The organism is Prevotella sp., from assembly GCF_036570325.1.
In the GTDB taxonomy this organism is placed as follows: Bacteria; Bacteroidota; Bacteroidia; order Bacteroidales; family Bacteroidaceae; genus Prevotella.
Window position 1 is genome coordinate 13862 of record NZ_DATCYK010000131.1, and the last position, 20220, is coordinate 34081.

General features: G+C 48.5%; 13 protein-coding genes. 2 read left to right on the forward strand and 11 right to left on the reverse strand.

Annotated elements, in window-relative coordinates; all coding sequences use genetic code 11:
- Window positions 1-3006: a PEP/pyruvate-binding domain-containing protein gene (locus VIR50_RS11820; protein ID WP_331935313.1), complete on the reverse strand. Its 3006-nt coding sequence runs from the start codon at window positions 3004-3006 to the stop codon at window positions 1-3.
- A 464-nt stretch (window positions 3007-3470) separates the two neighbouring features.
- Between VIR50_RS11820 and VIR50_RS11825 the strand changes: the two genes are divergently transcribed.
- A complete protein-coding gene (locus VIR50_RS11825; protein WP_331935314.1) occupies window positions 3471-4325 on the forward strand; it encodes an endonuclease/exonuclease/phosphatase family protein in 855 nt (284 codons plus the stop codon).
- Between the two features lie 182 nt (window positions 4326-4507).
- On the opposite strand, the gene VIR50_RS11830 is transcribed toward VIR50_RS11825, so the two are convergent.
- The 10 genes from VIR50_RS11830 to VIR50_RS11875 all read right to left on the reverse strand — a co-directional run bounded on the left by VIR50_RS11830 (window position 4508) and on the right by VIR50_RS11875 (window position 18632).
- Entirely contained in the window at window positions 4508-4942 is a 435-nt protein-coding gene (locus tag VIR50_RS11830) for a septal ring lytic transglycosylase RlpA family protein (RefSeq protein WP_331935315.1), read from the reverse strand.
- Window positions 4943-5004: 62 nt separating this feature from the next.
- A complete protein-coding gene (gene gdhA / locus VIR50_RS11835; protein WP_331935316.1) occupies window positions 5005-6342 on the reverse strand; it encodes an NADP-specific glutamate dehydrogenase in 1338 nt (445 codons plus the stop codon).
- A gap of 203 nt (window positions 6343-6545) precedes the next feature.
- Window positions 6546-7310 carry a UDP-2,3-diacylglucosamine diphosphatase gene (locus tag VIR50_RS11840; protein WP_331935317.1) on the reverse strand — a complete coding sequence of 255 codons (765 nt, stop codon included), beginning with the start codon at window positions 7308-7310 and terminating at the stop codon, window positions 6546-6548.
- Window positions 7311-7322: 12 nt separating this feature from the next.
- Window positions 7323-7643, reverse strand: a complete 321-nt coding sequence (locus VIR50_RS11845; protein ID WP_331935318.1) for a metal-sulfur cluster assembly factor — start codon at window positions 7641-7643, stop codon at window positions 7323-7325.
- A 61-nt stretch (window positions 7644-7704) separates the two neighbouring features.
- The gene (ettA, locus tag VIR50_RS11850; protein ID WP_331935319.1) at window positions 7705-9402 is read right to left on the reverse strand and encodes an energy-dependent translational throttle protein EttA; all 1698 of its coding nucleotides are present in this window, start codon (window positions 9400-9402) and stop codon (window positions 7705-7707) included.
- A 734-nt stretch (window positions 9403-10136) separates the two neighbouring features.
- Complete coding sequence (locus tag VIR50_RS11855; protein ID WP_331935320.1) at window positions 10137-11225, reverse strand: BACON domain-containing protein; 1089 nt, start codon at window positions 11223-11225, stop codon at window positions 10137-10139.
- Between the two features lie 12 nt (window positions 11226-11237).
- Window positions 11238-12755, reverse strand: coding sequence for a DUF4302 domain-containing protein (locus VIR50_RS11860; protein ID WP_331935321.1), 1518 nt, complete (start codon window positions 12753-12755; stop codon window positions 11238-11240).
- 17 nt (window positions 12756-12772) lie between these two features.
- Window positions 12773-13684 (reverse strand): zinc-binding metallopeptidase, encoded by a 912-nt coding sequence (locus tag VIR50_RS11865; RefSeq protein WP_331935322.1) that lies wholly within the window; start codon window positions 13682-13684, stop codon window positions 12773-12775.
- Window positions 13685-13703: 19 nt separating this feature from the next.
- Complete coding sequence (locus tag VIR50_RS11870) at window positions 13704-15302, reverse strand: RagB/SusD family nutrient uptake outer membrane protein (protein ID WP_331935323.1); 1599 nt, start codon at window positions 15300-15302, stop codon at window positions 13704-13706.
- A 12-nt stretch (window positions 15303-15314) separates the two neighbouring features.
- Window positions 15315-18632, reverse strand: a complete 3318-nt coding sequence (locus VIR50_RS11875; RefSeq protein ID WP_331935324.1) for a SusC/RagA family TonB-linked outer membrane protein — start codon at window positions 18630-18632, stop codon at window positions 15315-15317.
- A 470-nt stretch (window positions 18633-19102) separates the two neighbouring features.
- Between VIR50_RS11875 and VIR50_RS11880 the strand changes: the two genes are divergently transcribed.
- On the forward strand, window positions 19103-20188 hold the full coding sequence (locus VIR50_RS11880) for an AAA family ATPase (protein ID WP_331935325.1): 1086 nt from the start codon (window positions 19103-19105) through the stop codon (window positions 20186-20188).
- The last annotated feature ends 32 nt before the right edge of the window (window positions 20189-20220 follow it).

Sequence of the window (20220 nt, forward strand, 5' to 3'; positions counted from 1 at the left end):
TCACTTCATGACCACTCCTTCTTGCGTTCTTCCGTCCATCAAGATACGCAACGGATGGTCGAAACGCACATGACGCACGTAGGTTGTCTCCTCCACGGCGGGCATGGCGTCGAGCAAATCCTTACGAAGCATGCCGCCCTCACCCACCACATTGGTATCGATGGTAAAGTAACCCACGCCGAAACTGGTAAGGTTTTGGAAGAAATGGGTGCCTTGGCTCGGGTCGACACGATAGTTTTTCAACGCCACTTCCACAATGACTCGAGCCGCGCTGATATGGGGCCACTTTACGGGAATGCCCAAATAATGGTCGCTGGAACCCCATCGGCCGGGCCCGATAAGCACGTAATTGCGCCCATCGTTGATGAACTTGCGGTTGATTCGCTCTATATCGGCGGCTACATCGTAGTTGTGCATGGCCGAATAGTTGTCGTCATACTTCACGTAAACTACGTCGACAACGTCTTCTACCACGCCATGGCCCAGCGAGTTGTGGCTCCGCAAGAGGCAATCCTCATCGCTGATGGCCTTCACGTCCTCGTCTATCATCTGCTTGGAGTCGACGATGGGGCGTATCTGAAGCAGGTTGAAATCGCCCGTGCGGTCGGCGTTGATATTGCAGGCAAACTCTATTTCGACGGGACGTCGCATGGCTTCGGAGCCGAACTTCATAGCCATTTGCATGATTTCGGGCAGGGGGAAGACGCCTTGTTGCAGCACACCGCAGAACGAGATAATCTTACGCCCACCGTCATAAAGCCCATCGCGGATTACCTGATCGTAGGGATCATAGGTTGAGGCGATGAAATTGAGCGAATGGTCGTCGACGGCTTCTTTCACCTTGAGCGTCTTTATATTGAATCCATCGTCTACTTTGAACTCTTCGTTTATATTGCTTAGGTCGAGCGCATAGAACTGAGTTTGCGTCTCGCGCAACGCTGTTTCCATTTCACTGGTCTGCAACACCTGATCGGGATGGTACGGGCTGACCCGCAAAGTCTGACCACCATCGACGATGTACTTGCCCAATCCCAATGCCAACGAGGCGATTCCCTCTTCCGAGGTCTCATCGCCGATGGGGTAATAATTGAGCGAACGCAGTACGCCACTGATGTTGGGATAGAACTTATCGCCGTATGTGCGGCCCACGACTTCCTGCAATATGACGGCCATTTTCTCTTGGTCGATGACGTTACGGGTAGCGGTCATGTAGGCTTTGGAATCCTTATAGAACACCGAGGCGTAGACTCCCTTGATCGCGCAGGCCAACATGCGGACCATGGCGTAGCGATCTTCCAAGTAAGGAATCATGTAAGTGCTGTATATTCCTGCGAAAGGTTGGTAATGACTGTCCTCTAACAACGAGCTGGAACGCACGGCTATGGGGCACTTCACAGCCTCAAAGAAGGTAAAGAAGTCATCCATGAGCGCGTCGGGGAGCTGCGCCCGCAGGAAATGACGCAGGATTTCGTCGTTACTAACGTCGCTAAGCGCTATCTGGTAAAGGTTGTTCTGCTCCATGAACTGGTCGAACAAGTCGGTGCAAAGCACCAAGGTCTTGGGTATTTGGACCGAAACTCCCTCGAATTTATTGAGCTCCGGGTGCATCTTAACCACGTTATCCAAGAAAGCAAGGCCGCGTCCTTTGCCGCCCAAAGAGCCGTCGCCAATGCGTGCGAAGTGGGCAAAACGGTCGAACTTCATACGGTCGAACACGGCCACAACGCCAATGTTCTTCATTTTACGATACTGAACGATGGCGTCGAAGATGATCTGACGATGTGCGTCAACGTCCTGCAGCTTGTGCCAAGTGACTTGTCGGAGGAAGGCCGAAACGGGAAATATGGCCCGGGCACTTAGCCAACGGCTCATGTGATTGCGGCTGATGTGATACAACATGGAGTCGTTGGGAATCTTGAAGATATTGTCTTGCAATTCCTTCAGGCTGTGAACACGCAGTATCTCCTCATGGGTTGCGGGGTCACGGAAGATGAAGTCGCCGAATCCCATGTGCTCTTCTAAGAGGTTTCGTAGGTCAACGCTCATCTTCTTTGAGTTCTTATCCACGAAACGGAAGCCCTCCGCCTCGGCCTTTTGTCGGTTATCCGACTCCGAACTCTCCATGATGAGGGGCACGTACTCGTCCTCCTGACGGATGGCATGCAAGAGCTTTAAGCCCGCCTCGGGGTCTTTCACGCCCTCGCCGGCGCCATCTGCCGTCGGCAACTGCGACAATCGGTTGTCCATAGGGAAGCGTGCGTCGGATATAACGCCCAAGCAATTGTTCTTATAACGCATGAACAGTTCCATGGCTTCCTGATAGTTACGGGCCAGCACTACCTTTGGACGCCCTCGCATGCGCAGGGTGGCCTGATGTTTGTTGAGCGCCTCGGTGGAGAAACGCTTGCTCTGAAGCAGAATATAGTTATAAAGATTGGGGAGGATGGAGCTGTAAAAGCGGATACTATCTTCAACTAAGAGTATCATTTGCACGCCTCCCTCGCGAATGTCGTGCTCTATGTTCATCTTATCCTCTATCAACTTGATAATAGAAAGGATAAGATTGGTATTGCCTAACCAGCAAAATACATAGTCGAAAATGCTCAAGTCCTCATGTTGCATGCGCTGGGTAATGCCATGAGAGAACGGCGTCAGGACCACGCAATGTATCTTCGGGAAATGTTCTTTTATGCCTCGGGCCACGTCGAAAGCGTCGTTATCGGCGTTGCCGGGCATGCAAATAACCAAGTCTATGCGTGTGGTATTGAGGATGGGCAGGGCCTCTTCAATGGTGCTTACTTGCGTAAAGGTGGGCGGATAGCGCAATCCCAACTCCATATACTCATTATATATCTTCTCTTCTATTCGTCCGTCGTCCTCCAACATGAACGCATCATAAGGATTGGCTACTATCAATACGTTATAAATACGCCGCATCATCAGATTCACAAACGTGACATCTTTCAAATAGAACTTATTGAACTCTTGTGGGATTTTGTCTTCCATATTGTCTCTGAACAGTTCTTTTACTATGTATCAGGTTACAAAAATAGGGATTATTGTTGTAATTATGGGCCTTTGAACCTCAAAAAGCACATATTGCCACCTTATTATATATGTATTTAACACGCCACATCAAAACTGCCGTTTCGGATAACTTACCCGACAAGGCATAAATAACCAGCAACTCGTTAACTCAAAACTTGTCAACTAAAAACTAATAACTTGTCAACTCGTCAACTAAAGACTTGTCAACTAAGAACTAACAAATCGTCTACTCGTGCACTCGTTCACTCGTCAACTTCCCAACCAACTCGGTGGCTTATCAACTTTTATAGAGAAATAGTTTCACCATTCCCGTTGTTTTATATACTTTTGTCAAGGAGAAAATTTTTGGCTTATTTCTCGCTTAAAGCATAAATATAACCGGATGGATTTCAACAAACATCAATCATAAAACAATAATATTCATGAAAAGAATTACAACTTTAACATTATTCCTCTTACTCTTTTGCAGTGTCTATGCCCAACAACTATATGTTGGAAGTTACAATATCCGCTACGACAATCCTGCCGATAGGCCCGAGGGAAACGGCTGGTCACTGCGCTGTCAGCCCATTTGTGACTTCATAAACTTTGAAGAACCGGCCATCTTTGGCACGCAGGAGGTACTCGTCAACCAGCTTCATGATCTTCAAAAAGGATTGCCCAACTACCAATTCATGGGCGTTGGACGGGACGATGGCAAGGAAGCAGGCGAATATGCGGCCATTTTCTATAACACGCAACGGCTGAAAGTGTTGGCTAATGGCCACTTTTGGTTGTCGCAAACACCCGAGAAGCCTTCACTGGGATGGGACGCCGCCTGTGTGCGTATATGCACTTGGGGTAAGTTTATGGATAAGATGACGGGCAAGAAGTTCTACTTTTTCAATACGCACATGGACCATGTAGGCACCGTGGCACGGCAAGAGAGCGCCCGCCTCATCATCAGTCGCATTAAGGAACTGGCCAAAGGCGAGAGCGTTATCTTAACCGGCGACTTCAATCTTGACCAAAACAACGAGGTCTACAAGCTGTTGGCAGAACAAGGAAACCTGCGTGACTGCTATGCGAATGCCCAACAACGCATGGCACCCATCGGCACTTGGAACGACTACATGCAAGACTTCCGCGACAACAACCGTATAGATCATATCTTTGTTTCGCCCGATTTTGAAGTCAATCACTATGGTATCTTCACCAATAGTTACTGGCTTGGCAAAACCCGACGCAACCTTTCAGACCACTACCCCGTCATGGTGAAACTCAATAAGGTCAAATAAAAGCGCATCTCAGTCCTACAACAACGTTTTTAAATCCATTCATCAAAAGCGCTGCTGACAAGAAAAAGGAAATCCATCCCTCCGCAAAATTAAATTCAAAAGCATGCTACAAAAGCGCTGCTGACAAGAAAGAGGAATATATAACGACACGAATCAATGAATGGGCTGTTGAGAATAAAGACTCAACGGCTCATTCTTTTTTTCAGTTTTCTCCAATCTTTACCGAAGCCTATAGGCTTCTTGGAAACGCCCAAATCAAACTCCGGAAATTGATAAACGGGCGGTTTAAAAGGTATGATGTTCTCATTTACCACCTCAATCTCCACTACTGCCACGCCCTGATCTAATATATCGAGCGCTTTGGCGGCACCCCAAGAAAGGTCAATGATTCGTCCTCGGCTGAACGGACCACGGTCGGTAACACGCACGATCACCTCTTTGCCATTAGCATGATTGGTCACTCGCAGTTTTGTTCCAAAGGGATGACTGCGATGAGCGCACGTTAAGCTGTCGTGATGGAGCCGCTCTCCGCTGGCCGTTCGTGCTCCGGTGGCTCTCTTTGAATAAAAAGTGGCCTTACCCTTCTGCGTTTGAGCACACAAAAGAGTAAAGGCCAATAAGATTAGAACTTGTAAAAAAAGACTTCGTTTTCTACAATTCACGATACAATTTGGTTCGTTTATACTACGCCTTGCGCCATCATGGCATTAGCAACCTTCATGAATCCGGCAACATTGGCACCCTTCACATAGTCAATATAGCCATCTGCTTCAGTACCATATTTCACGCACTGCTCATGGATAGAGTGCATAATCTTATGCAGGTTCTCATCAACTTCAGCGGCACTCCAATGCAAACGGATGGAGTTCTGTGTCATTTCAAGACCTGAAGTGGCCACACCACCTGCGTTGACAGCCTTACCCGGCGCGAAGAGTTGCTTAGCCTTGATAAACTTAGTAACAGCTTCAGCCGTGCAACCCATGTTACTTACCTCAGCCACACACAAAGGACTATTCGCCAAAATCATGTCGGCGTCCTCGCCATTAAGCTCATTCTGTGTAGCGCAAGTCAAGTAAATATCGGCCTTAACCTCCCAAGGTTTCTTGCCGGCGATGAACTTACTGCCTTCAAACTTCTCAGCATAAGGAGCACAAATGTCATTACCGCTGGAGCGAAGCTCAAGCATGTACTCGTTCTTCTCACCACAAATACCGGCCGGATCATAGATGTAACCATCCGGACCACTGATAGTGATCACCTTGGCGCCTAACTCTGTCGCCTTCTGAACGGCACCCCAAGCCACATTACCAAAGCCACTGACAACCACAGTCTTACCTTTCATGTCGAGATTGCGGGTCTGCAACATCTGATTTACGAAGTAGAGAGCGCCATAACCGGTAGCTTCGGGACGGATGTTAGAGCCACCCCACTCCAAGCCCTTGCCGGTAAGAACGCCTTCCCAATGGTGAGTGAGCTTCTTATACATACCGAAGAGGTAACCAATCTCACGTGCGCCAACGCCAATATCGCCTGCGGGCACGTCAACATCGGGGCCGATATGGCGATAGAGTTCGCTCATGAAAGACTGGCAGAAGCGCATAATCTCAGCGCTGCTACGGCCTCGTGGCGCGAAATCGCTACCACCTTTGGCACCGCCCATGGGCAATGTGGTGAGCGCATTCTTGAAAGTCTGCTCGAAACCGAGGAATTTCATGATACTCAAGTTAACGGATGGATGGAAACGAAGGCCACCCTTATAAGGTCCGATGGCACCGTTGAACTGCACACGATAGCCTATGTTAACATGAACATCACCCTTGTCATCGGTCCAAGGCACACGGAACATGATTACACGCTCCGGTTCTACGAGACGCTCAATAAGCTTTGCTTTTTCAAATTCAGGATGTTGATTATAAACATCTTTGATAGAATTAAGTACTTCTTCAACTGCTTGAAGGAATTCAGGCTCGCCCGGATGCTTCTTAGCGAGGTCCTGCATGATTTTCTCAACTTCCATAGTGTCTTAAATTATAATAGGTTTAATAGTAATAGTTGAATTCTTATAGCATTGTCATTCTGTAAGCATGACACCGCAAATATAAAGATTAATCCTGAATTCAACAAATAAAAAACGGCTTTATTTGTGAACAAAGGTTTACATTTTGTTAAACGGGCCTATCAAAAGCCATTGACCGCCCCATCCTATGCCACAAAGCCCCGTCAAGGCCTTGTGACTCCTTCCTCATATTGCTCCAAAAACATGTGCTCACCGTCAAACACGGCATAGGTGAACTGCCATATCCAATCGCCCAGAATCATGACACGGGCCTTGCGATCCAGCGTAATGTCAAGCTCAATATGGCGATGACCATAGATAAAATAATCAATGTCGGCATGGTTTTTCATGTATTCCTTGGTGAACAACACCAAATATTCCCGATCCTCCCCCATGTAAGGAAGCTCTTTACCGTCAGCTCTTTTGAGGCGACTGTGCTTGGCCCAATTGAGCCCCAAGGCCATTCCCCAACGTGGATGGACCGTATTGAGCAGCCATTGGCACAGCGGATTGTGGAACATTTTGCGCAATATCTTGAACCGATGGTCAGGATCGCCGAGGCCATCGCCATGGGCCAAGAAGAACACTTTGCCGTAAATCTCGGTCGTCAGTGGCTTGCGATGCACGATAACACCACACTCCTGCTCCAAATAACCATAGGTCCAAAGGTCGTGATTGCCCGTGAAGAAGTGCACCTCGACGCCATTATCGGTCAGTTCCGACAACTTTCCGAGAAATCGAGTGTAACCTTTGGGCACGACATACTTGTATTCATTCCAAAAATCAAACATGTCACCGAGCAGGTAAACGGCAGCGGCTTTCTCCTTGATACTATCCAAAAATCTTACAAGTCTTCGCTCTTGGGTACGCCGATGCTCAATGGCCAGCGAACCTAAGTGGGCATCACTCAAAAAATACACGTTCTTCATACAGCTTCAGTTTTATTCAAAACCCAGTTCCACCCTTGCTTCCTCGCTCATCATGCTTTGATCCCAAGCGGGTTCAAAGACCAGATTGACATTGGCCGAAGCCACGCCTTCCACGCTCTCCACCTTGGTGCGGACATCCTCTAAGATGAAATCGGCGGCCGGACAATTGGGCGCCGTGAACGTCATGTCTAAGTCGACAACGCCATCCTCCTTCACTTCCACCTTATATATCATACCCAAATTCCAAATGTCAACGGGAATCTCGGGGTCGTAGACGGTCTTGAGCACGTCCACGATACGTTCTTCTATCCTTGTTTTTTCTGCTTGATCCATAGATTTATATCAATTAATAATCCTTCCGACAGCCCCATGAGCCTGCCGGAAGGAACCGGAATTAATCTTCCATCAGCTTGCGGTAACGGGTCTTCTTGATTTCCTCGTTACCCAAACGACGGGCCTTATTGATTTCGTATTCGGAGTAATCGCCCTCGAAGAACACCACCTCGCCATTGCCCTCAAAGGCCAATATGTGCGTACAAATACGGTCGAGGAACCATCGGTCGTGGCTGATGACAACGGCACAGCCGGCAAATGCCTCCAAACCTTCTTCCAACGCACGCAGCGTATTGACGTCGATGTCGTTCGTAGGCTCATCGAGCAGGAGCACATTGCCCTCTTGTTTCAAGGCCAAAGCCAATTGCAAACGGTTACGCTCACCACCCGAGAGCACGCCGCAGAGCTTGTTTTGGTCGGTGCCAGAGAAGTTGAAACGCGACAGATAGGCTCTTGAGTTGATGTCGCGGCCACCCATCCGGATGGTCTCATTGCCCTGAGCAACGACATCGTACACCGATTTATTGGGGTCGATGTCCTTATGTTGCTGGTCCACATAGGCCAACTTCACCGTCTCGCCCACCTCAAACGTACCGCCATCGGCCTGATCCAAGCCCATGATAAGACGGAAAAGCGTGGTCTTACCGGCACCGTTGGGGCCAATGACACCCACGATACCGTTGGGCGGGAGCATGAAGTTGAGGTCGCTGAAGAGCACTTTCTCACCAAAAGCCTTCTGCACATGCTGCGCCTCAATCACCTTATTACCCAGTCGAGGACCATTGGGGATATAAATTTCGAGCTTCTCCTCGCGCTCCTTCTGCTCCTCATTGAGCATTTGCTCGTAAGAGTTCAGACGGGCCTTGCCCTTGGCCTGACGGGCCTTGGGAGCCATGCGGACCCACTCAAGCTCACGTTGGAGGGTCTTGCGGCGCTTCGACGCAATCTTCTCTTCTTGCGCCATGCGGGTTGTTTTCTGCTCCAACCATGAAGAGTAATTACCCTTCCATGGGATACCCTCGCCACGGTCGAGCTCCAATATCCACTCGCTCACGTCGTCAAGGAAGTATCGGTCGTGGGTCACAGCGATGACCGTGCCCTCGTATTGCTGCAAATGTTGCTCCAACCAGTCGATACTTTCGGCGTCGAGGTGGTTGGTAGGCTCGTCGAGCAAGAGCACGTCGGGCTTCGTAAGGAGCAGCCGACACAAGGCCACACGGCGGCGCTCACCACCCGAAAGGTTGGTGACGGGCCAATCGCCCGGCGGACAATGGAGGGCAGCCATGGCCCTTTCGAGCTTGGAATCCATGTTCCACGCGTCGGTGGCGTCGATGATGTCCTGCAGCTCGGCTTGCCTTTGCATGAGCTTATCCATCTTGTCGGGATCGCCATAATACTCTTCTAAGCCAAACTTCACGTTGATTTCGTCGTATTCTTTCAGGGCGTCGTACACCTCACGCACGCCTTCCTGCACGTTCTCTTTCACGGTCTTGTCCTCGTCCAACGGCGGATCTTGGGGCAGATAGCCCACGGAGTAGCCGGGACTCCACACTACTTCGCCTTGCGAAGGCTGTTCCAGTCCGGCGATAATCTTCATAAGCGTCGACTTACCGGCACCATTCAAACCGATGATACCAATCTTAGCGCCATAGAAGAAGGAGAGATAGATATTCTTCAGGATTTGCTTTTGATTCTGCGGGATGATTTTTGAGACTCCCACCATTGAGAAGATAATCTTCTTGTCGTCTACTGTTGCCATGTAATTTATGTAAATATGAATATATACAAGTTATAAATCTCCACCTCGCGGAGCCCATAACCGCGTGGCCACGGCTCGGGAGGTTGGATATACAAAGATAATTGAAATATTTGATTATCTGTCTTCCAAAGGTTATAATTTTTCACTTCACGCCGCCAAAGGGCCCGCCCCAAGGTTGCGGGGCCTGATGAAAAAGAAGATATTTGTAAAGTTTTATGTCAGTTTTTCACGCTCTTTTCAGCGACTCATCCGGAGAGGCGACAACGCCGAAATGGCTTTTTTACACCATCATGCCACGCCTTTGACAGAGCCTACACACGCTCGTCCCTCGCCCATAACTGCCCTTTGACCACTCCACGGCCATGTTTCCACATCCCCGTAAGCCTCTTTTAAAAAGCCCAAAGCACCGCTACGGGCCGGTAAAAGTACCCAAATGGGAAAGAGCAGAAGCATTTTTCGACGCTTTAAAAATCATAACCAATTATATATCAACGCATTAACGAGAACCATTTTCTTAGCGTTTTTCAGAACGAAAGCACGATTCATCAACGGCAATGGCACTTTTTCTATGCCTTTTGTAAAAATAATTCATAATCAAACTCATGCCGATTAAGGATACAAAAAAGGCGCAGCTTTTTAGAAAAAAGCTGCGCCCTATTATATACTACTTAGAATAAAGGTAAGCAAACAACGGTCGAAGGACCTTCATCCGAGCCGCTTTCATTCGCCAAGAATCAATCAGCCTGCTCAAGATAAGGCTGTCCCAAGGTGGCAATCGATACCTTGGCATAACCCGAATAACTACCGTCGGTAGACAGAGACAAGCGCAACAGATAGTCATATCTCTCGGAATTGAACTGGTCATTAGGCGTGAAATTCCATGTAACCTTGTCATTGTTGACCGTTGGAACGCCATTCAGTTTTATGCCTCCGTTGCTGAATCGGCTGATACTCGTAGCACCCTTTTTCTGTCCCATCACCATGACCATTACCTTATATTCGGTTCCCTTATAGATCTTGGTGCCCGCAAGGGCGAGGTTGGCGATAGCGATTGACATGTTGACATTATCCACTTCCAAGGGTATTTCCAGTCCGGAGAAGGTGGAGTTCGCGGCGTCCGTGAACTTGAGGAAGTAATAACCATCTTCGTTTTTCACCATTTCCACGGGAGTGGATTTCCAATCCGAACCCGACGGATAGCGGAGGTTGTACTTACGCAGATAGGCTTTGTCAAAACTGAAGGCTTGTTCCACGGCCACCGAGTCCGTATAAGGCCCCGACTGCACATAGACCATGCCGCTTCGATGGGCCATACCGGTGTTCTCATCAGACGCGATTACCAAGCTATCGCCATCCATCGAGGGCTTCAACCACGCCACATTGCTCCACGCCTTGGCAGCCGTGGTGTGCTTAATGTAATACTTCGTAACGCCCTTATCGCTGGTAAGGGTCAGTTTTTTATCCATCTTGGGTAAAAAGGAGAGGCCTTTTTGCTGCACGACGGCCGTCAGTTCCTCATCGCCACTCTTGATAGCGATAACGGCGGAGCGCCCCTCTATGGTGGCATTCTCATCCACGTTGACCGTAACGGAGTCACCATTGACCACACTGATGTGACACCATGGGGCCGTGACGGTGGCCGTAATGGCCGATGGGGCCTGCACCCGGAGACCACCCGAAGCCTTGTTGCCCTCAAAGATAATATTGGAATTAATGATCGAAATGGGCGATTGCCAATTGAGATTCTTGCTGTTATCATCGGAACAAGCCGACAAACCGGCTATTCCTAAGCATAGAATTAGTGAACAAAATATCTTCTTCATAACGATTGCTTTTTAATTGGTCTTCACAAGATAAGGGTCTTTCATCCTGACGAGATAGCCACTGTTGTTATCACTTGAGAACTTTTTGGCCTTAAAGGAGTACAAGGCGAAGTTGCGGATGGTCCTCGCGCCAAACATACCTTCAAAGTGACCGACCTGCTCATGGGTATCCTCGGAATAAGAGAAACCGGCATTGTAATAATAACCGGCGTTGTAACCGGTCCAATAGGTGTTAGCTTCGTCAAGGAAAATGTTGTAACAATAGGATACCGTTCCATCCTCATTCTTGAGTTCTCCCATATATTGACCGCTCTCTATGCCTATGATGGTCTCGTTGGTTACTCGCAACTTCATACTCAACTCGTTCTCACCATACATCAGATAGAGCTTTTTGTCGGGTGTAATACGGGCTTTCATCGTGTAAGTATTGGCTCCATCCTGATAATGCAGCTCGTAATCGCCCACCACATCGTCGGCAAACGTTCCTTGAACAATGGTCACCGTGCCCCTGATTTCGCCCAAAGCGTAGTCTATATGGCCCGTGCGCACGTGGCCGGTACGGTTGGCTGTATAGACCAGTTTCACGTTGTCACCCTCTTGGGTCAGCGTAAACCAGTCGCCATTCTTCTTCACATCAAAGTCTTTCAGGTGCGACATCGTGATGGTTTTCGACATTTCGGCGTCATTGATTCTTATGATTCCGGCCTCAGCCTCGAGCAATCCGGGGAAGTACTCGCCCGAAAGTGTACCCTTGAGCACCACGTCCGTAGCGCCCTCGTCAAGACATTTGAGTTGCATGTGGGCGTCGTCGTTCTCAAAATTGCGTACCATCCGACCACCTAACGCCACCTCCTTGAAGAGTCGAATGCCCTTGTCGGTAAAGGTGTAGGCCACTTTGCCACCGCCAATCGTCATCTGCCGGGCCGTGAAGTCATACGTCTGACGGTCGGTGGCTGTGCCTATTGTGCCCTCGGTGTGGTCATACCAGAACAAGGATCTCTGACGTTCAACTTTCTTCAGATAGGTTTCGGCGCTTTCCGTGAGCTTATATAGGTACATGACATTGCGGGTGCGCTTGCCATGTAACTTGACAATCTCCTCACCAACGCTGTCAATGACAAACTCAAAGTCGCCTTGCTTGGCTTGATAAGCCGAGCTTGAGGGGGTGGCATACTCGTGAAGCAGGTTGCTATAAGTATCGAAAGAGAGAACCGGTCCGGCGTCGGTCTTGATAGAAAAGCCGGACTTCTCGGCTGCTGCCACACCTTCCTTGCGGGCTTCCACCGTGCCGTCGGTATTGAATTTCAGCGTATAGGTAAAGCCGCCATAGGCTTGTTTCACGTTGGGATAGTACTCAAAAGCCCATCCGTTGGGCGCACCGGTCAGCACGTTCTTGGCCTTATCCAAATACGCATCCATGCGATTGGATGACGGTTGGCCGAAAAGGTCCTCCTCATTTTTCAGGCATGACTGCAAGAGGATGGTCGTGCCAACCAGCAATAGGAGCATTAATATCTTATTGTTCTTCATAATCTGCTGTTTTAATGTTATTCCACTTTGACATCAGTCAGGTCAACCTTGCCTGTCATCACATCTTGTTGACGACGAAGGATGGCTGTTCTTAAATCTTCCAAGCTTACGTTCCACGAGTCTTTCATGTAGGTTCGGACCATGTCGAGCTTCTGTTCGATGATCTGACGGCCCGTCATGGAGCCTACTTTTCCCGTGGCCGCATCCTGCATCCACTCCTCCCACTGGTCCGGAGCGGTGGTAACATAGATAGAAAGTAGCTCCGCGAAATCCTCACGGTCGTCATCCTGCGAGTAGGCCGATACGAATCCACGATGCAGATAGCCCGTATCATTGGGCGCGACGTTCCACTCATCATTCACATATCCGGCGTCGGAAACCTTACGAAAGTCGGCCAAATAGGGTTTGTTTTGATTCAGGATGTGGGTAAACTCATGGTGAATGGTCTTCAAGTAATAATGGTTCAACTCAGAAGCCGACTTGAGATGCTTGTCTAAATCGTTGACGCCTGCGAGGTAAACTTTCTTTCCTCCCTCGGCCGTACCAAGGATATAGGTGCCGTTATTCTTGTATTCCCACTCGCCTATCAGGAAGATGTGCTTCGGGAAATTGGCCCGGGTAAAGTTGATTCCGGCCACTTCATCGTAGGTTTCCAAGCATACATGCTTCAACAGATGGGCCATCTTGATGGCTGCGTCCAGCTTTGCGGGAACGGTGTAATAGGCCATATCGGCCTCGTTATCGGCGAAACGATACTCAAAGTTGATGTTATACGTATTGATGAAATTGGCTGTCAACCATTTATCGAATGCGTTTTCCTCAACCTTACTGTCAACTATCACGCTCTTGTCGCTGAGCTTATCCTCGGAACAGGATACAAAACTCAGGGCCACTATATATAATAATGTATATAAAAAGTATCTTTTCATAGTTCTTCAAGTTAAGTTATCATTTACGAGGATTAGGCTTCATGCCTGCGTCACGCACACGAAGTGGTATCTGAATGGCCCGCCGCGGATCATCTACGGTCAGTTGGTCTTCTATGCTGGCAGGGTTACCCGTGATGTCAATGGTACGCCGTGGTATGACGATACGGTAGCGCTTAATGTCAAACCAGCGCAATCCCATGTGCATTGTTTCTATGCGACGGAAGCTCAATAAGCACTGTAGCATGCTTTCCTTTATGCCTCCTTCCTCGCCAATCTCAAACTGGGGATGCAAGTGTTTCTTGATGGTCGACACCAAAGGATCGTCATCATAACTGTAAGCAACGGTCGAATAGAACTGCTGAATAGAAGAGGGCGTCAACGTAAGACCGGCTGCCGGCTTCACACAATTGGTCATCCAAAGGGTCAAGTCAGTGGCTGCTGCGTCATACTTGCCCTGCATGATGCGTGCCTCCGCACGGTTGAGGAGACATTCATCCGTGGTAAGCAGCGGATAGACACTGCGATGATACCCCGTTCCCGCTACGGGATTGGTGTATTCAAAGTCACGGGGCAGACGCCAGAAAATCACGTATGTGGCATTGGAACTGTTATAAGAATGTCCTTTATCATAGAAAGAAGAGGTACTGGTTGCCCCCCATATATTATTGGCAAGGATGTCTTCATGCTCCGCAATGTAAGGAACATGGGCAAACTTCTTGTACGATGAGTTATTCGCTAAGAAGCGGGCAGGATAACCATAGGTAGTCGTGAGCAGCAGATTGGCGGCTATATCCACGCCCGTATAGTGATTCACACGGGCCGCATAGTCATTGGGAAGCTCACCCATCTTCTGATAATCACGCAAGAGTATCGAAGGATCGGCACCCAAACACAAGTCGGCATATTTCTCAGCGTCGGCCCATCGTTCATAATAAAGGTAGAAACGACACGCGAAAGCATAGGCCGCCCTTTTGTTGAAGTGGTATTTGGGCACCGCAAAATAGCTCTCACCCATGATAGGCAGAGCTTCTTGTATGTCACGGTCAATCTTCTTGTAGACCTCCGCCACGGTGCTTCGGTCATGCTTCGGATTGAGTTCTGTTTCCGGAACTTCCAAATACGGAATGCCCAAATCCTCACCGCTTGTCTTGCTGTTGTAAGCCATGCAAAACTCATTCACCAACAAGAAATGATGAAAAGCACGACACAACAACGCCTCGGCCTTAGCTTCACGAAGAACCAAGGTAGTCGGTCCCCCCATCCTTTCTATGCCTTCCAACGCTAAGTTGGCATTGGCAATGCAGCCATAGCACGATGTCCAGAATCTGGCAGAGCTTTCATTATCCGATTCTGTCACGTCACTCCAATTGTAAACGCTTTCTACATAGCGCCCGGTATTGGGGTTATCCTCCAAATAACGATCGGTATTATCCGACATAAGCTCATTAACAACAATGTAATCGTGGTCGGTATAAGCCTCCACTAATATCTTCTGCACCTCATCTTCCGTATCGATTTCGGCACGATTGTCAGGCATCTTATCAAGAAAACTATCGCAAGAGGCTAACGATAGCAGGCTCAAGACCGCGATACTATATAAATATATCTTCTTTTTCATAGCTTTTTCCTTTTAGATTCCAAGTCGTAATGTAAGGGTAAATTGCTTTGGCATGGGCGCCGCAACACCACCGGTATTAAAAAACTCGGGGTCTTGGCCATTCAATTTCTTGTCCGCGTAGATCAAGAAAAGGTTGGTTGCTTGCAGTTTAAGGCCCAATGTATTCAGCCCCAAGCGGCCGCAGAAGGGTTTCGGGAAGTCATAACCCAAGGATATTTCCTTCATTCTGATAAAGTCACCCTTGGCAATTCGCTCCGTCGAATAGTTGTAAGCACTGTACGCATAACCCAAATGAGAATCCAAATTGCGCTGCCGCTGATTGGCAATAACAGGAATTGACGTCGTATTTTCATCACCGGGAACCGTCCAACGGTTCTTAAATTCCTTCGGAGTAGACGTTAAATCGCTGTAATAACTGCGGAACACGGGGTCGAGACGTACCACGTTACCGAATGAATAAGTAACAAACACGTTGAGCATAAAGCCTTTGTACTTGAAGATATTGCCGAGTGAACCCGTTTCGGTCGGCTCTGTGGAGCCTTCATACTTCAGGAAACCCAACTTATCAGGGTCACTTGTTTGGAAATAAATACCCGTAGTAGACACATTACCGTCCTGATCGAGGAAGGTAGGAATACCTTCATGGTTCAATCCACGGAACGGAACAGAGAACAGACAACGCACGGGATAGCCTTCCTTCGTGAAGCCGTTGCCCGATATAAGTGTCATCATTGTGGTTGAAGTCTCGAGCTTTGTCACCTCATTATGCGTGTGCGAATAGATGAAACTGGTAGTCCAACTAAAGTTCTTTGTCTTGATATTGGTGGTCGAAAGGCTAACCTCAACACCGTCAGACTTCATGGAAGCAATGTTACCATAGCTCATCATGGAGCCCGAAGTGCCCTGAGTAACGGTCGGACCAATCAAATCATAGTTGTTACGCTTGTACCAATCAAGCGCGAAATTGATACGGTTATTGAGGAAACCGGCCTCTAAACCTAAATTAAGCTCATGCTTTTTCTCATAAGTAAGGTCTTGGTTAGCGGGCGAACTTTGGTAAAGAGAAGTCTCCTTTATGCCTGCCGAAGGGCGCCAAGGGTTATTGCTGCGAATGATCACTGCCGCATTGGTCACAGCCGGTCGGTCGGCGGTCAGCGAATACGAAGCCTTGAGCGTCAGATGGCTCAACTTTCCCTTAAACACATTTCTGAACCAAGGTTCTTCATGTGCATTCCACGTACCGGCAATGTTCCATGTCGGCAACCAACGACTGCTACGATTCTTTCCTAATCCGTTGGTTCCTTCATAACGATAGGTACCGTTAATCGTATAACGACCTTTCCATGAGTAGGTCGCATTAGCGAAAAACGCAGCACTGCGGGTATGATAATTCCTCAACGTATAGTACTCGGTATTCTCCTCGGCGCCCTTCTTGAATATCTCATAGTTATAGTTAGCTATCTCACCGGCGTCGTATTGCATACCCCAACCACGGAACCACGTGTTGTGACGGTCGTTGGAATTCGTTTCCAAACCACCGTAGAAATTTACGATATGGTCATTATTGAACACATCGTTATACTGCAAGCTGGCACGCATATCCCAACCAAAGATACTCCGATCGGTACGTTCAAAGATACCACCATAGTTAAGTACGGTGTGTTTTACGTCGTAAGCATTGAGCGGATCCTTATAAAAGAAGGGATTATTGTCACGAATTACCGTAGTATAACCTGCCCGATAGGCCTCAGACTGATTGGAATGATCGTGTATGAAGTGCTCTTGTGAGGTGCCGGAATACTTAACGGCGGCCAGCAATGACAGCTCCAACTTCTTCACCGGCTTGTAGTCGAGCTTTATTTGACCACGGAAATCCTGCACACCTAAGTCCATGTAGTTATTGGCCAGCTCATGCTTAATGTTAAAGGGAGCGTAATTGCGGGTGTAATACTCATCGGGATCAAGACAACGTGACGTGTTCAAGGCGTATGAGTAGGGGTTAATATCGAAGTCACGGTTGACTGTTCCATTTACATCATCTACCACTGAAGCCAATGTACCCGGCGCCCTCTGCTTACGGAACGAGGCATTTCCAGCTATATTGGTAGTCAGTTTGTTCGATATACGATAGGTAGAATTGAAGTTGGCCGTATAGCGTTGCACCTTGCTTTGCAGGGTCCAGCCCGGGTCAATCATCGCACTCACCGAACCATAGAACTGTGCCCGCTCCGTACCTCCTGAGATACTGACCGAGTGATTGCTCATAACATTGGTGTTGAAAAGCTCTCCAAACCAGTCAGTATTCCTATATTCGGCCGATCGAAGGTAAGCATTACGGGCTTTCTGCGTATTGGCCAGCCCGAACTGACCCGAAGTAACGTCGTATAGCGTCAACAAATCATACATCTTACCGTAAATACCATATTCAGAACGATTGGATGTGGTAGAGTAACTAAGGAATCCTTTCTGCTCCAACTCCTGATAAACAGACATCTGATCTTGCGAGTTCATGATGTTAAAGGTAGAATAGCTGGGGATGAGACGCAGCGTAAACTCACCCGTATAGTTGATATGCGCCTGTCCGGCCTTACCTTTCTTGGTGGTAATGACAATAACTCCCGCCATGGCACGTGCACCATAGATGGAAGTTGCCGAACCATCTTTCAATATCTGAAAGCTCTCGATGTCGTCAGAGTTAAGTCCCGCGATGGCCGAAGATATTAAAGTAGAGGCATCTCCTGAAGAAAGCTCGTCCGCACTTACGTTAACCACATCCTCCTGAATGACTCCATCGACCACCCACAAGGGCTTTGAGCTACCATAAATGGACGTTGCGCCACGCACACGAATCTTTGGTGCCGTACCGAAAGTGCCGCTCACGTTCTGTACCGACACACCTGCGGCACGGCCTTCGAGCGACCGGCTGATGTCAGCAACACCATCGAGCTTGGCCTTATTGGCGTCAAGTTTGGTCGTAGCACCGGTAAAGAGTCGCTTATCTACTTTCATCATACCCGTTACGACCACCTCGTCCAGCGTCTCGTTATCAGGCACCAAGCTCACCTTCATGCCGTTGCGGGCCGCAAGCGTCTGGCTTTTCATGCCGATATAGCTAAACACGAGTTTGGCACCGGCGGGCACCGTGAGCGTGAAACGGCCATCAATGTCAGTAACCGCACCGGTTTTTGTACCCTGAATAGTGACAGAAGCACCTATCACCGGCTCACCATCGTCCTGCGAGACCACGGTACCCGTTACTCTCGTTTGGGCCATCGCCGCTCCAATACAGCAGAACAGTCCGACTAAAAGCATTAATAGTTTCTTTTCCATAGATTCTTTTTATTTGTGTTTCCATTCTTAGTTACAACGGATTTTGAGTGAGGACAAGTTCCCATGGCCCGAAAAGCAAAGGCAAAGAGCGTCTTTCAAAGTGTTAACAAATGTCTTTACTTCCTTCCATTCTCCTCACTTCAGGTCAGCGGCTATCATCAAGGAAATGCGACAAACTACATCTTTTTGATAATAATATGCCTTTATATCAGGTATAAGTCGTTCGTTTCATAAGCCACAAAGATAGATTAAAAGGAAATTGTTATACGTATTATTCAATGGTCGATATATCGCAAATTTAAGCAATTTTCAGTCTCATTACAAGCTTTTTTCAAGAGGATAGCCCTTATAAAAACAATTATTAACAATGCGACAAATGGCGTAAACATAAATTAAAGATACATTTATTTTGATTTATTTACGAATTCCCGTAACTTTGCCCTTATGCTTATCACATTATTTATATAGCAATGCACAGTATCAAGCGAATTGTATTGACCGGCGGTCCTTGTGCCGGCAAGACGACAGCCCTTATCAAAGTGATAGAACATTTCAGCAGTTTAGGGTATCAAGTGTTCACAATTCCGGAAGTACCCACCATGTTCTCGCAAGCCGGAATGAACTATCTGACTAAGAACTCCGCACTTTTTTACGAAGGAGAGAAGGCAACTCTCGAGGTGCAATTGGCCCTTGAAGACAAGTTTATGCGCATGGCGGAGGCCTGCGGACAACCTGCCATCATCGTATGTGACCGCGGTGCCATGGATATTTCGGCCTACATGAAGCCCGAAATGTGGACGGACATCACCCAAGCCGTAGGAACCAGCACGCCAAAGTTGCGTGATGAGCGCTACGACGCCGTGCTCCACTTGGTGTCGGCGGCCGATGGAGCCGAACGATTCTACACCACGGCCAACAACAGCGAGCGCACCGAGGGCCTCGAACTGGCCCGCCTCATCGACAAGAAGATTATCAACGCATGGACGGGGCACCCCCATCTGCGGGTCATCAACAACGATGAGGACTTCGATCGCAAGATAAACAGAGTGGTAAAGGAGATTAGCAACGTCTTAGGACTGCCCCAGCCCATCGAGGATGAGCGCAAGTACATCGTTGAGGTGACGGGAGTGATGACCGACTTCACCGAGACCGACATCACACAAACCTATCTGGCGACCGAGCCGGGCAGCGAAGTGAGGCTCCGAAAACGTGAATGGAAGGGCAACAGAGTCAACGTTCACACCACCACAAAGCGCATATCGCCCACAGAGGAGATTGTCGTTGAGCGACAAGTGAGCAACAACCTTTACGCCTCGCTCCTGCAACAAGCCGACCCTTATCGGCAAACGATTCACAAGAACCGCAAGAGTTTCATCTATCAAGGCCAGTTCTTTGAGCTCGACACCTACCTGAAGCCCATCGATAACCTCATGATTCTTGAAACCAAAGGCATTGCCAGCCACGACGACATCAAGTTTCCGCCATTCCTCAAAGTGGTGAAGGACATCACGGGCGACACCCATTACTACAACTATACGCTGGCCATCAAGCATTAAAGGGCCAACTATCCGACGAGCCTCGCGCGCCC

Bases quoted from the DNA above. Each gene is read 5' to 3' on its own strand.
- VIR50_RS11820 (WP_331935313.1), bottom strand. From the start codon at position 3,006: ATGGAAGACAAAATCCCACAAGAGTTCAATAAGTTCTATTTGAAAGAT.
- VIR50_RS11825 (WP_331935314.1), top strand. From the start codon at position 3,471: ATGAAAAGAATTACAACTTTAACATTATTCCTCTTACTCTTTTGCAGT.
- gdhA (WP_331935316.1), bottom strand. From the start codon at position 6,342: ATGGAAGTTGAGAAAATCATGCAGGACCTCGCTAAGAAGCATCCGGGC.
- VIR50_RS11840 (WP_331935317.1), bottom strand. From the start codon at position 7,310: ATGAAGAACGTGTATTTTTTGAGTGATGCCCACTTAGGTTCGCTGGCC.
- VIR50_RS11845 (WP_331935318.1), bottom strand. From the start codon at position 7,643: ATGGATCAAGCAGAAAAAACAAGGATAGAAGAACGTATCGTGGACGTG.
- ettA (WP_331935319.1), bottom strand. From the start codon at position 9,402: ATGGCAACAGTAGACGACAAGAAGATTATCTTCTCAATGGTGGGAGTC.
- VIR50_RS11855 (WP_331935320.1), bottom strand. From the start codon at position 11,225: ATGAAGAAGATATTTTGTTCACTAATTCTATGCTTAGGAATAGCCGGT.
- VIR50_RS11860 (WP_331935321.1), bottom strand. From the start codon at position 12,755: ATGAAGAACAATAAGATATTAATGCTCCTATTGCTGGTTGGCACGACC.
- VIR50_RS11865 (WP_331935322.1), bottom strand. From the start codon at position 13,684: ATGAAAAGATACTTTTTATATACATTATTATATATAGTGGCCCTGAGT.
- VIR50_RS11870 (WP_331935323.1), bottom strand. From the start codon at position 15,302: ATGAAAAAGAAGATATATTTATATAGTATCGCGGTCTTGAGCCTGCTA.
- VIR50_RS11875 (WP_331935324.1), bottom strand. From the start codon at position 18,632: ATGGAAAAGAAACTATTAATGCTTTTAGTCGGACTGTTCTGCTGTATT.
- VIR50_RS11880 (WP_331935325.1), top strand. From the start codon at position 19,103: ATGCACAGTATCAAGCGAATTGTATTGACCGGCGGTCCTTGTGCCGGC.